The sequence below is a fragment of the Paracoccus alkenifer genome (genome assembly GCF_900108405.1).
Classification (GTDB): Bacteria; Pseudomonadota; Alphaproteobacteria; order Rhodobacterales; family Rhodobacteraceae; genus Paracoccus; species Paracoccus alkenifer.
Map to the genome: position 1 here is coordinate 136,708 of NZ_FNXG01000005.1, position 13,324 is coordinate 150,031.

Consider the following 13,324-nt stretch of genomic DNA (forward strand, 5'->3'; position numbering starts at 1 on the left):
CCGGGTGAATACGCGGCGATTCGCGCGTAAAAGAAGCTCGGCGGCCCTTGTGCCGCGTGTGACCGGGGTTGTGACATGTTGGTGCTGCTGGGGTTGGCCAGCCTGATGATGCTGGCGGTGGCGTTCGACGTGATGTCGGACGGCGATCTGGACGATACCCAACAGGACGGCCCGGAAACGGACCTTCCCGACCCTGACGAGGGCGGGCAGCTGATCGTCGGCGGCGATGGCGGGGTCTGGCTGGACGGCACTCCGGGTGACGACACGATATTCGGGGGCGCGGGCGACGACGACATCCGCGCGGGTGCCGGGCATGATTATGTCGATGGCGGCGACGGCGACGACGTGATCCATGGCGACTGGTCAGTCGACGGGTTCGGCAACGATACGCTGCTGGGCGGTGCCGGCAACGACATGATCCACGGCAACGGCGGCGACGACTGGCTGTATGGCGGCACCGGCAACGACACGATCTTTGGCGGCGAGGGCGACGACTATCTTGACGGGGGCGAGGGCGACGACTGGCTGCACGGCGGTGCTGGCAACGACACGCTGCGCGCCGGCCCCGGCGCCGACGACCTGACAGGCGGCGAGGGCGACGACCTGCTGATCGCGGACGATGACGACATGGTCCGCGACTGGCTGCATGGGGGCGAGGGCGACGATACGCTGATCGGCGCCGGGGACGACTGGCTTGAGGGGGGGCCGGGCAGCGACCTGTTCCACCTGGTGGCCGGTGCGATCGTCGGGCAGCCGCCGGCGATCATTGCCGATTTCGATGCGGCCGAGGACCGGATCGAACTGCTGCTGGCGCCACAGGATCTGCACGCCGCGGCGGTGGCGATCGAATCGCAGCCGGACGGGACTGCCCTGATCCGGCTGAACGGTGCGGCGGTGGCGCATGTGCTGACTGCGGCGGGGCTGACGCTGGATCACGTGGCGCTGGTCACGACGCCGCTGGTCCAGCCGCCCGCCGCATATGCCTGAGCGGGCTTTCCTTTCGCCCCCACCTGCCCTATACGCGCCCGATCCGGCCCGACCGAATCGGGCGGACCACTCCACGGGCCTGCGCTGGACGACATCCCGGCCTGTGCCATCACCCTTTTGTTCAGGAGACCACGATGTCGATCACCGTCGAAGAAAAAGCCCGCGTCATGGGCGAATACGCCACCAAGAAAGGCGACACCGGCTCGCCCGAGGTGCAGGTGGCGGTTCTCAGCTCGCGCATCGCGACGCTGACCGAGCATTTCAAGACCCACAAGAAGGACAACCACTCGCGCCGTGGCCTTCTGATGATGGTCGCGCAGCGCCGCAAGCTGCTGGACTATCTCAAGCGCAAGGATGAGCAGCGCTATCTCGACCTGATCGCGCGCCTGGGTCTGCGCCGCTGAATTTGCGGCTTTCGCGTATGGACAGGAACGCCCGCGGCACATGCCGCGGGCGTTTTTCGTTGATGTGGCGAATGTTAAAATGCCGTTAATTCGAATCTGGATTCCCTGGGGCGGGGCACTAATGCTCAGACTGCAATCAGTCGGAGTTTGCGTCATGTTGATCCAGAATACCTTGAATTCCCTGGCCGAGTCGCCGGGTGTCGCCGCACCGGCGGCAGTCGTGGCCGTCTCGGGGGACTACACGCGGGGGCTCGCGCCGCACTCTTCGCCCGCGGCTGCCGCATTGCTGGCGCCGTTGGGCGAGGCTACGCGCTTTGATCTCGCCCCCGAAGCGGCTCGTCGCTCGGCCTTGCTGGGTCTCGTCGATGATACTTCAATCCGGTGGCCGGCCAATGAAAGCAGCATGGACATGATCATCCGCATCGCCAAGCTGGCCGACCGCCCTTGGCCCACCGACAAGGCGATCGAGGCGACCCGTCACGCCGAAGACACGGCCGAGCGGAAAACCCTGGCCGTGGCCTGACCCGTGGCTGCGACAGGCTGCGCCTGCGGGCGGCAATCCCGGCGGTTTGCCGCCCGCCCTGATTCCGCCCGCCGGCGGTAATGTCAAATCCCTTTCCTTGCGCCGCATTTTCGGCTATGGCCCGCCAATCTGTGACGTGCGGCCAGCCCCCGGCCGCGTGCAAAGGATAGGGGGCGGCGGCAATGGGGCCGCCACATGACACGGGCGGCCGGAGGGCCGGCGCGCCCAGAGGAAATCATATGTTCGACGAAGTTAAGAAATCGATCCAGTGGGGCCAGGAAACCCTGACGCTGGAAACGGGCAAGGTTGCCCGTCAGGCCGACGGTTCGGTCATCGCCACGCTGGGCGAGACCTCGGTCATGGCCAACGTGACTTTCGCGAAAGAGCCGAAGCCGGGGCAGGATTTTTTCCCGCTGACCGTGCATTACCAGGAAAAATACTACGCGGCAGGCAAGATCCCCGGCGGGTTCTTCAAGCGCGAGGCGCGGCCCACCGAAAAGGAAACCCTGACCGCGCGCCTGATCGACCGTCCGATCCGCCCGCTGTTCGCCCCCGGCTTCAAGCACGAAGTGCTGGTGATGTGCACGGTGCTGTCGCATGATCTGGTCAACGACCCCGACATCGTGGCGATGATCGCCGCTTCGGCCGCGCTGACCATTTCGGGCGTGCCCTTCATGGGGCCGATCGCCGGTGCCCGCGTCGGTTTCGCCAACGGCGAATACGTGCTGAACCCCGAAGTCGCCGACATGGACCGCCTGCGCAACAACCCCGAGCAGCGGCTGGATCTGGTCGTCGCCGGCACCCGCGATGCAGTGATGATGGTCGAATCCGAAGCCTATGAGCTGTCCGAAGAGGAAATGCTCGGCGCGGTGAAATTCGGCCACGAACAGATGCAGCCCGTCATCGACCTGATCGTCGAACTGGCCGAATCTGCCGCGAAAGAGCCCTTTGCCTTCAGCTCGCCGGATTATTCGGCGCTGTATGAACGCGTCCGGGCGCTGGGCGAAACCGACATGCGCGCCGCCTATGCGCTGCGTGACAAGGCCGAGCGCCGCGACGCGATCGAGGCCGCCCAGGCCAAGATCAAGGCCGGGCTGTCCGAGGACGAGCTGGCCGACGCCAACCTCGGCTCGGCGCTGAAAAAGCTGGAATCGGGCATCCTGCGCGGCGACATCATCCGCGGCGGCGCCCGGATCGACGGCCGCGACAACCGCACCGTCCGCGCCATCCAGTCCGAAGTCGGCGTGCTGCCGCGCACCCATGGCTCGGCCCTGTTCACCCGCGGTGAAACCCAGGCGCTGGTCGTGACCACGCTGGGCACCGGCGACGACGAACAGATCATCGACGCGCTGCACGGCAATTTCCGCGAAAACTTCCTGCTGCACTACAACTTCCCGCCCTATTCCGTGGGCGAGGTCGGCCGTGTCGGCAGCCCCGGCCGGCGCGAGATCGGCCACGGCAAGCTGGCGTGGCGCGCGCTGCAGGCGGTGCTGCCCAGCACCACCGATTTCCCCTATACCATCCGTCTGGTGTCCGAGATCACCGAATCCAACGGCTCGTCGTCGATGGCCTCGGTCTGCGGCGGTTCGCTGTCGATGATGGACGCGGGCGTGCCTCTCAAGGCGCCGGTCGCGGGCGTCGCCATGGGCCTGGTGCTGGAAGACGCCGACAACTGGGCCGTGCTGACCGACATCCTGGGCGATGAGGATCACCTGGGCGACATGGACTTCAAGGTCGCCGGGACCGAAAACGGCATCACCAGCCTGCAGATGGACATCAAGGTCCAGGGCATCACCCCGGCGATCATGGAACAGGCGCTGGCGCAGGCGAAAGACGGCCGGATGCACATCCTGGCCGAGATGGGCAAGGCCCTGACCGAGGGCCGGAACGAGTTTTCCGCCCACGCCCCGCGGATCGAGACGATGACCATCCCCACCGACAAGATCCGCGAAGTGATCGGGTCCGGCGGCAAGGTCATCCGCGAGATCGTCGAGGTTTCGGGCGCCAAGGTGGACATCAGCGACGACGGCACCATCAAGATCGCCTCGGCCAACGCCGATTCGATCAAGAAGGCCTATGAGCTGATCCACTCGATCGTGGCCGAACCCGAAGAGGGCAAGGTCTACACCGGCAAGGTGGTCAAGCTGGTCGATTTCGGCGCCTTCGTGAACTTTTTCGGCAAGCGCGACGGTCTGGTCCACGTGTCCCAGATCGCCACCCGCCGCCTGACCCACCCCAACGAGCTGCTGAAAGAGGGGCAAGAGGTCAAGGTCAAGCTGCTGGGCTTTGACGACCGCGGCAAGGTGCGCCTGGGCATGAAGATGGTCGACCAGGAAACCGGCGAGGAAGTCGCGCCGGAAAAGCGGGATGAGTCGCAGGGCGAGTGAGTCGCGGGAATTGAACTGATCGGAGCCCCGGCAGTGCCGGGGCTCCTTTACGTTATCCGCTTGAGGTTAGCAGGGTGCAGACAGATTGGCCGATTTTCGTGTTGACGCTGGAGGGCGACGAGGAACGCCGCCAGCCGTTGCTGGATCAGCTCAAGGAAATGGGCATTCCATACCGGTTAGTATTTGGTGTCGATAGCCGTCGAGGTATTCCACTTGAATATGAATCGATGATCGACCGCCGCGCTGCCAGGGTCCGATTGAGTCGTTCAATGACTAACGGGGAGTTTGGATGTGCTCTTTCTCACCAGTTAATTTATAGATTAATTTTAGATGAGGGCCAATCGGGCGCCTTGATTTTGGAGGATGATGTGGTTTTACAGAAGGGATTCGCATCGTATTTAAGGGAAGGTTTCCATCGAACTGCTACTCTGCTTCTGTTTGATTTTGGTCGCGCTCGGGCTCTGCCGTGGCAAAAAGAAGAAAAAGGGCGCTGGATCGTTTATCGCGTTGCTCAAACAGTATCGCGTACATCTGCATATTCTATCTCATCCCGTTCGGCGGAACAGCTCATAAAATTAAATACACCAGTTTCCTGCGTTGCTGATTGGCCTGGCGATCTCTATAAATTGCGCGCTTTTTTAGTTACGCCCAAGCTTGCGTCGCAGCGATGTGAAGATCTGGAGATGTCCCATCTGGAACTAGAGCGGCGCATGGTATCCAATGCACAAAAGGATCCAAAACGTTACTTTAAGCGAGATTACTGGCAGGGCTATTGGCGTCGGAAATTATCGCGACCTGTCGGGCGCTGATTCTGCGCGGCTTGCTTCTGAAAATAATATACGTTCAATTTCTTCTATGCGATTGCGCCTGCGCCGGAGCCGATTGGGAACTATAAAGCCAAATTTTCTTTCTCGCCCCTCTCTGCTCGCTTGCAAGTGTTCTATAACAATGTCAACGGTGCTTTGGTTTTTGCAGTCAAATATCCAGCAGAAAGATGCAGGAATTGTAGAAATACGAAATTCTTCCGGATTTTTTTGCAGAACCTTATCTAAAATTACTTGATCCCATTCTTCTGGGGCGCTTGCACATGCGGCAACCCACCTTTCCACAATCTCTGCTGCGCCCGGAGTGTCATTTAATAGCAGCGTTCCACTTAACAGCTCCCCTTCGGGTGTGCGATAGAAGGCAATATCGACATTTTGATATTCGCCCAAGTAATTCCAAGGATTCTGGTGGAAAACTGCGTCTACATCCACATAAAGTAAAGGTCCGGAATATTGCGCACGCATTTCTTGGATGATTGTAGGTTTCTGGGCCGCGTTCCGAACCCAGCCTCCAAGGCTTTCCACCGGGCGAATTTCATGTGGCAATGCAAGTAGGTCAAGGCAGCGGCGTAGCCGTTCAGCTTCCCGAGTATAGGTCTGGTCAGTAGTGTGGAATCCTATAACGGTCCCCGTAAATGGGTTGGTCGGTGTCTTTTGGCCCATAGACAATAGTTTCTGCACGGTTGGAAACGCAGCCGTCGTTGGCCTTTGCTGCAGGTAGTCTAGGAATGGAATCTTCACCTAGAATAATCTCCGAAAGATGAGAGGTTGGACAGAAGTTGCAATGAGTAGCCTATGGTAAGTAAGCTTGAACTTTCTGACGCACAGGAAATATTTAAGCGCTTCTCCACCGCCACCTCCAGCGCCAACGCAAACCCCGCAAGGATGCGATCCTGCCCTGCACCCAGCCCGCTGGGGGCGCGGTCGGTGGTTTCGTAGAATCGCGGCTCTGCGTGATTGTTCAGGTCGATTCCCGCCAGCACTATCTGCTGCGGCAATGCGGACAGCGCGATTTGCAGCGCCGAAAACGCCACCGTTCCCACGATCACCACCCCTTTGTCCGGGTCCGTGGTGATCGCCGAACCGTGGCCGCGCCGCACAAGGTGATCCAGCGCGGGATCGTCCAGCCGCCGCCGCTTTCTACCCAGCGGTCGCGCAAGATTCTCGATCAGCGCGACGGTCCGGTCCTGCAACGGTCCGGTGCCTCGCTCTGCCCATGCCCGCAGGGCGGCGGGTGACAGCATCAGCGGAATGTCGCGTGGCAGGGCTGCCAGCATCTCATGGTGGCGAAAGACAAAACGCTCGTCCTCGACAGCTACCGCAAGCGGGCGGATGCGCTGTGCCAGCAGCGCTGCTCCGTTGCACAGGATGGCGGTGCCGTCGCCCAGAGCCTCGATCCGCTGCCCGCGCAGCGAAGGGCCACTGCCCACGACCGCGATCATCCCGGCACCCTGCGGCAGGATCTCCGAAAACGGTACGGGTTGCAGAAGCGGCCGCCCCCGCCATGTCACCCGTGAGGCGGGCCGGTCGATGTCCAGCCCCGGCCATATGTCCTGCCGATGTGCGCGGGAAGGACCCAGCGCCTGAAAGGCCAGGCGGACCAGCTTGCGCGACAGGGGGCGGTCGGATCGGGTCATGCAAGCCGTCGATTTCGAAGGACGATGATTGATCTGATAGGGGAAGCGCTCGCCATAGCCAACCCTCCCGCCACAGGCTAGGACAGCCCGGACACTCATGCGAGGGACCATGATCTGCGGCGGGCTCGACATCGGCGGCACCAAGATCGAGGCGCGGTTGTTCGGGCCGGGGATGGAGCCGGGCGGCAGCCGGCGGGTGGCGACTCCGCGCGCTGACGCGGCGGCGTTCTTTGCGGCGCTGGCGGCGCAGGTGGCGTGGCTGCGCGCGCAGGGGGGCTTTGCCCTGCCCATCGGCATCGCCATGTCGGGGGTGGTGGAACCGGGCAACGGGCCCGACAGCGGGATCGTCCGCGCCGCGAACCTGCCGATCAGCGGCGAACATATGGACAGCCGCCTGCGCCAGATCGCCGGGCGGGCGCTGCCGGTGATGAACGACGCCATGGCGCTGGCGTTTTCGGAAGCGAACGGCGGGGCGGGCGCTGCGGCGGGGGCCTCGGTCGGGCTGGTGCTGGGCACGGGGCTGGCGGCGGGGCTGTGCATCGACGGCCGCCCGGCGCCGCGCCACGGCGGCATCGCGGTCGAGCTTGGCCATTGCGGGATGCCGGCGCGGGCCTTGGCGCGGCACGGGCTGGGGCTGTGGCCCTGCGGTTGCGGGCGGCAGGGCTGCATCGAAAGCTACGTCGCCGGGCCGGGGCTGGCGCGGCTGGCGGAAACGCTGGGGCAGGCGGGCGACCCGCAGGCGCTGGCCGTGCGCGACGACCCGGCGGCGCGGCGGGTGCTGGACACCTGGGCCGATCTTGCCGCCGAGGCGCTGGAGGTGCTGCAGATGACCCTTGCCCCGCCGGTGGTGGTGCTGGGCGGCGGGCTGTCGCGGATGCCGGGCGTGGTGGCGCGGCTGGAACGCGCGCTGGCCCCGCGGCTGATGGCGGGGGTGCCGCCGCCCGCGCTGCGGCTGGCGCGGTTCGGCGACGCCAGCGGCGTGCGCGGCGCGGCGCTGCTGGCGCTGCGCGAGGCCGGGGGGGGCGCGGCATGGACGCGCTGATCGCGCCCGCGCTGGCGTGGGTGGACGGCGCGCTGCGCCCCGGGCTGGGGCTGCGGCTGCGCGGGGGGCGTATCGAAGCAATCGCGCCGCTGGCGGGGGCGACGCCGGACCTGCGCGTGCATCTGGCGATGCCGGGGCCGACCGACCTGCAGGTGAACGGGGGTGGCGGGGTGCTGTTCAACGCGGACCCCTCGGCCACCGGTATCGCCGCCATCCGCGCCGCGCATCGCCGGCTTGGCACCCATGCGATCCTGCCCACCGTGATCACAGACGCCCCCGAGGTGCTGGAGGCCGCCGCCGATGCGGTGATCGCCGCGCGCGGCCAGCCGGGCATCGAGGGCATCCATATCGAGGGGCCCCATATCGCCCTCGGACACCGCGGCACCCACGATCCCCGCCATATCCGGCCGCTGGATGCGCGCACGCTGGCGGTGCTGGAACGGCTGCGCGCGGCGGGGGTGCCGGTGCTGCTGACGTTGGCGCCGGAGCTGGCCGATCCTGCGCTGCTTGCGCGGGCGCGGGCGCTGGGGGTGGTGATTTCGGCCGGGCATTCCTCGGCCAGCGCGGAACAGGCCGAGGCGGCGTTCGCGCAGGGCGTCACCATGGCCACGCATCTGTTCAACGCCATGCCGCCGCTGCACCACCGCGCGCCGGGGCTGGCGGCGGCGGCGATCCTGTCGGAGGCCTGGCTGGGGCTGATCGCCGACGGGCTGCATGTGGATTGGCCGATGCTGCGGCTGGCGATCGCGGCCCGGCCGCATAAGGGGCGCTGCTTTCTGGTCTCGGACGCGATGCCGACGGTGGGCGGGCCGGATGAATTCAGCCTGTATGGGCAGCGTATCCGGCTGGAAAATGGCCGGCTGGTCAACGACCAGGGCGCACTGGCCGGGGCGCATCTGGACATGGTGACGGCGCTGGCCCGGCTGCACCATCTGGGGGGCGTTGCGCTGGACGACTGCATCGCCATGGCGACCGATGTCCCGCGTGCGGCGATGGGGCTGGCGCCGTTGCAAATCGCGCCCGGCACGCCCGCCGGCGCGGTGGCGGTGCTGGACGCGGGGCTGGGCTTTGCCGGCTGGCTTGACGGGACGGGTTGACGGGGCGGGTTGACGAAATCGTGGCCTTGCCGAGCGGCGCGCGGCTCTGCAATGTGGCGCGCATGATCGACCGGACGCGCCCCTGCCACCTCATGCCGATCCGCCGCGGCGCCTGTCTGTTGCTGGCTGCCGTGCTGGCGCTGGGCGGGGCGGCCGCCACGGCGCAGGCCCCGGGACCGGGCAGCCAGCCTGCGCGCGAGGTCGGGGTGATGGCGCTTGCCCGCGATACCGTGCCGGTCAGCGTCACCCTGCCCGGCCGTGCCGTCGCCTATCAGGAAACCACCATCCGCCCGCAGGTCGGCGGCGAAATCGTGGACATCGCCTATCAGCCCGGCCGGCAGGTCAAGGCGGGCACCGTGCTGTTCCGGCTGGATGCCGACCAGCTGTCGGCCACGCTGTCCGCGGCCGAGGCCGCCGTGACCAGCGCCGAGGCCGCGGTCGAGGGCGCCAGCGCCACCGTCGCCCGCTATGACCGGCTGTCGGGCACCGGGGTCAGCCGGGCGGAACTGGAATCGGCGCAGGTGGCGCTGGCCAATGCCCGCGCCGCCCTGTCCCGGGCCGAGGCGGAACGCGAACTCGCCCAACTGGCGGTCAACCGCACCGAAATCCGCAGCCCCATCGACGGGATGGTCGATATCGCCCGCGTCTCGGTCGGCGATCTGGTCACGGCGAACCAGTCCGATCCGCTGACCACCGTCACCCAGCTGGACCCGATCTATGTCGATGTGACCGAATCGCGGGCCACCGTGCTGCGCAACCGCGAACGCCATGTGCAGGGCACGCTGATCCGCTCCACCGGGCCGCAGGCGCAGGTGATCCTGGAAACCGGGCAGGTCTATCCGGCGCAGGGGCTGGGCGTGGCCTCGGGGCGGCAGGTCTCGCCCACCACGGGGACGGTGCCGTTCCGCTGGCAGTTTCCCAACCCCGACCGGCTGATCCTGCCGGGCCAGTTCGTGCGCGTGCAGATGACCATCGGCCAGGTCGAGGGCGTGCTGGTCCCCCAAGGCCCGACCCGCCGCGCCGCCACCGGCCAGCTGACCGCATTCGTCGCCCGCGACGGCGTGGCCGATCAGGTGGTGCTGACCGAGGTCGGCACCCACAACGGCCACTGGATCGTGACCGAGGGCGTGGCCGAGGGCGACCTGCTGATCCTTGACGGGCTGACCAACCTCAACCACGGGCAGGCGATCACCACCATCCCCGTCTTGATCGACGCCCAGGGCGTGGTGCGCGAGGTGGAACAGCCGCCCGACACGGCCCCAGCCCCGACCGCCGCGGCGAACTGATGGCGCAGTTCTTCATCCACCGCCCGGTGTTCGCCTGGGTGCTGGCGATCGTGACGATGCTGGCCGGGCTGTGGGGGCTGATGAACCTGCCGGTGTCGCAATATCCCGACATCGCGCCGACCACCGTGCGGATCAGCGCCAGCTATCCCGGCGCGACTGCGGCGGCGGTGCAGAATTCCGTCACCACCCAGATCGAGGACACGCTGACCGGGCTTGAGGGGCTGCTCTATTTCGAATCCTCGTCGTTCAACGGGCGCTCGTCGCTGACGCTGACCTTTGACGACAGCGTGGACCCGACCGACGCGCTGAACGATGTGCAGTCGCGGGTGCGCAGCGTGGAATCGCGCCTGCCCACCCCGGTGCAGACCCGCGGGGTGTCGGTGACGCGCTCGACCTCGTCCATCCTGATGGTGGGGGCGCTGGTGTCGCCCGACGGGCGCTATTCAACGGTCGAACTGGGCAACCTGCTTGAGGAAGTGGTCGAGGGCCCGGTCAAGCGCGTGCCCGGCGTCGGCGGCATCGACATCTTCGGCTCGGGCTATGCGATGCGGATCTGGCTGGACCCGCTGCGGCTGGCGCAATACCAGCTGACGCCGGGCGACATCACCGGGGCGGTGGCGGAACAGAACTCGACCGTTTCGGTGGGTGCGCTGGGCAGCCAGCCGGTGGTGCCGGGCCAGCAGTTCACCGCCAACATGACCGCGCAAAGCCAGCTGACCTCGGTCGAGGATTTTGAACGGATCCTGCTGCGCACCGGCGAGGACGGCGCCTCGGTCTGGCTGAACGACGTGGCCGACATCGAGATCGGCCAGCAGGCTTACGGCGCCAACAGCCGCTTCAACGGGGCCAATGCCTCGGGGTTCGGGGTCAATCTGGAAACCGGCGCCAACGCCGTGGATACCGCCGCCGCGGTGCGCGAGGTGCTGGAATCGCTGCGGGTCGCGCTGCCCGAGGGGGTGGACCTGCGCGTCGCCTATGACACCTCGCCCTTTGTCGAGAAATCCATCGAAAAGGTCTATCACACCCTGTTCGAGGCGGTGGCGCTGGTCATCGCGGTCATCCTGATCTTCTTGCAGAAATGGCGCGCGACCATCATCCCGGTGGTGGTGGTGCCGGTGGTGCTGCTGGGCACCTTTGCGATGCTGTTCGCGCTGGGCTATTCCATCAACACGCTGACCATGTTCGCCATGGTGCTGGCCATCGGCCTGCTGGTCGACGACGCCATCGTCGTGGTCGAAAACGTCGAGCGCCTGATGCACGACGAAGGGCTGGACCAGGTGCGCGCGACCGAGATCGGCATGCGCCAGATCACCGGGGCGCTGATCGGCATCGCGGTGGTGCTGTCGGCGGTGTTCCTGCCCATGGCCTTCATGGCCGGCTCGACCGGGGTGGTTTACCGGCAGTTTTCGGTGACGATCATCACCGCAATGATGCTGTCGCTGGCGGCGGCGATGATCCTGACGCCCTCGCAGACTGCCTCGCTGCTGCGCCCCCATTCGGGCGAGGCGCGGTTTGCCCCGGCGCGCTGGTTCAACCGCAGCTTTGACGCCGTCACCGACTGGTATGCCGCGGTGGTCGCGCGCAGCGTGCGCTGGCCGTTTCTGGTCATCCTTGTGCTGGTGCTGTTGACCGCGGGCGTGTGGCAGCTGTTCCAGCGCATGAACTCGACCTTTCTGCCGACCGAGGATCAGGGCGTGCTGATGGCCCAGATCAACCTCTCCGAAGGCTCGACCACCCAGCAGACACTGGCCGTGGTGCAGGAGATCGAGGACTATCTGCTGAACGAGGAACCGGCCGTCGCCTCGACCTTTGGCGCCCTGGGTTTCGGGTTTTCGGGGACCGGGCAGGGGCGGGCAACGCTGTTCGTGCGGCTCAAGGATTTCGCCGAGCGCCCCGACCCGGGCCAGTCCGCCGCCGCCATCGTCCAGCGCGCGACCAAGCGTTTCGGCAGTCACCGCGCGGGGCGCATCAACATCGTGCAACCGCCGCCGATTCAGGGTCTGGGCAACACCGCCGGCTTTCAGATGTATCTGATCGACCAGTCGGCGCAGGGCACGGGCGCGCTACGCGCCGCCGCCACCCAGCTTGAGGAAACCGCCCAGGCCGACCCCCGGCTGACCAATATCCGCAGCTCGGGCGATCAGGACGACGCGGCGCTGCGGCTGGACATCGACGCGCAGCGGGCGGAATCGCTGGGCCTGTCGCTGGCCGAGGTGAACGGGATGCTGTCCACCATCTTTGCCGGGCGCGAGGTCAATGATTTCGCCATGGGCGCGACGCTGCGCCCCGTGATCGTGCAGGCGGCGGCGCCGTTCCGCATGCAGCCCGAGGATCTGACATCGTGGTATGCCCGCAACAACAAGGGCGAGATGGTGCCCTTCAGCGCCTTTCTGTCCACCCGCTGGGAACCGATCGCCCCCCGGCTGTCGCGGTTCGAGGGCACCGACGCCATCTCGATCACCGGCAGCGAGGCGCCCGGCACCACCTCGGGCCAGGCGATGGAGGCGATGGAGGAACTGGTCGCACAGATGCCGGGCGGCTACGGCATCGCCTGGACCGGCATCAGCTATCAGGAAAAACAGGCCGGCAATCAGGCGCCTTATCTTTACGCGCTGTCGGCGCTGGTGGTGTTCCTGTGCCTCGCCGCGCTTTACGAAAGCTGGACGGTGCCGTTTTCGGTGATGCTGGCGGTGCCGGTGGGCGTGCTGGGCGCGGTGGTGGCGGCGCTGCTGTTCGGACAGGCGAACGATGTGTATTTCAAGGTCGGCATCCTGACCACCATCGGGCTGGCCGCCAAGAACGCCATCCTGATCGTGGAATTCGCCCGCGATCTTGAGGTCCGGGGCCGCTCGACCACCGAGGCCGCGGTCGAGGCCGCCCGCCTGCGGCTGCGCCCGATCCTGATGACCTCGCTGGCCTTCATCCTGGGGGTGACGCCGCTGGCGGTGGCCACCGGGGCGGGGGCGGCGGCACAGAACGCCATCGGCATCGGGGTGATGGGCGGAATGACCTCGGCCACCTTCCTGGGCATCTTCATGGTGCCGGGGTTCTATGTCGCGGTGCGCCGCCTGACCGGCGGCCGGCCGCTGGCCGCCACCCGCCGCAGCGGCGAGACCACCACCGCCTGAGCGCCCATG

At 66.3% G+C, this 13,324-nt stretch carries 11 protein-coding genes; 9 read left to right on the forward strand and 2 right to left on the reverse strand.

Going from position 1 to position 13,324, the window contains the following annotated elements; all coding sequences use genetic code 11:
• The first annotated feature begins 75 nt into the window (after positions 1-75).
• The 5 genes from BLW83_RS16025 (at position 76) to BLW83_RS12815 (ending at position 5,110) form a co-directional block, all read left to right on the forward strand.
• Positions 76-987 (forward strand): calcium-binding protein, encoded by a 912-nt coding sequence (locus BLW83_RS16025; RefSeq protein WP_143042839.1) that lies wholly within the window; start codon positions 76-78, stop codon positions 985-987.
• Between the two features lie 134 nt (positions 988-1,121).
• A complete protein-coding gene (gene rpsO, locus BLW83_RS12805; protein WP_090848625.1) occupies positions 1,122-1,391 on the forward strand; it encodes a 30S ribosomal protein S15 in 270 nt (89 codons plus the stop codon).
• Positions 1,392-1,545: 154 nt separating this feature from the next.
• Entirely contained in the window at positions 1,546-1,914 is a 369-nt protein-coding gene (locus tag BLW83_RS15520) for a hypothetical protein (RefSeq protein ID WP_143042840.1), read from the forward strand.
• Positions 1,915-2,153: 239 nt separating this feature from the next.
• Positions 2,154-4,301 (forward strand): polyribonucleotide nucleotidyltransferase, encoded by a 2,148-nt coding sequence (pnp, locus tag BLW83_RS12810; RefSeq protein ID WP_090848626.1) that lies wholly within the window; start codon positions 2,154-2,156, stop codon positions 4,299-4,301.
• Positions 4,302-4,375: 74 nt separating this feature from the next.
• Complete coding sequence (locus BLW83_RS12815) at positions 4,376-5,110, forward strand: glycosyltransferase family 25 protein (protein ID WP_090848627.1); 735 nt, start codon at positions 4,376-4,378, stop codon at positions 5,108-5,110.
• On the opposite strand, the gene BLW83_RS15525 is transcribed toward BLW83_RS12815, so the two are convergent.
• Together BLW83_RS15525 and BLW83_RS12820 are read right to left on the reverse strand one after the other, a co-directional pair.
• Entirely contained in the window at positions 5,087-5,866 is a 780-nt protein-coding gene (locus tag BLW83_RS15525) for a putative nucleotide-diphospho-sugar transferase (protein WP_143042841.1), read from the reverse strand. The genes BLW83_RS12815 and BLW83_RS15525 overlap by 24 nt on opposite strands.
• Positions 5,863-6,762 (reverse strand): hypothetical protein, encoded by a 900-nt coding sequence (locus tag BLW83_RS12820; protein WP_090848628.1) that lies wholly within the window; start codon positions 6,760-6,762, stop codon positions 5,863-5,865. The genes BLW83_RS15525 and BLW83_RS12820 overlap by 4 nt, the downstream gene beginning before the upstream one ends.
• A 97-nt stretch (positions 6,763-6,859) precedes the next feature.
• On the opposite strand from BLW83_RS12820, the gene BLW83_RS12825 reads away from it, so the two are divergent.
• The 4 genes from BLW83_RS12825 to BLW83_RS12840 all read left to right on the forward strand — a co-directional run bounded on the left by BLW83_RS12825 (position 6,860) and on the right by BLW83_RS12840 (position 13,315).
• A complete protein-coding gene (locus BLW83_RS12825; protein WP_090848629.1) occupies positions 6,860-7,804 on the forward strand; it encodes an ROK family protein in 945 nt (314 codons plus the stop codon).
• On the forward strand, positions 7,792-8,901 hold the full coding sequence (locus BLW83_RS15755) for an N-acetylglucosamine-6-phosphate deacetylase (RefSeq protein WP_090848630.1): 1,110 nt from the start codon (positions 7,792-7,794) through the stop codon (positions 8,899-8,901). Before BLW83_RS12825 ends, BLW83_RS15755 begins: the two co-directional genes overlap by 13 nt.
• Positions 8,902-8,963: 62 nt before the next feature.
• Entirely contained in the window at positions 8,964-10,187 is a 1,224-nt protein-coding gene (locus tag BLW83_RS12835) for an efflux RND transporter periplasmic adaptor subunit (RefSeq protein WP_245728858.1), read from the forward strand.
• On the forward strand, positions 10,187-13,315 hold the full coding sequence (locus BLW83_RS12840) for an efflux RND transporter permease subunit (protein WP_090848631.1): 3,129 nt from the start codon (positions 10,187-10,189) through the stop codon (positions 13,313-13,315). Before BLW83_RS12835 ends, BLW83_RS12840 begins: the two co-directional genes overlap by 1 nt.
• Positions 13,316-13,324: the final 9 nt, after the last annotated feature.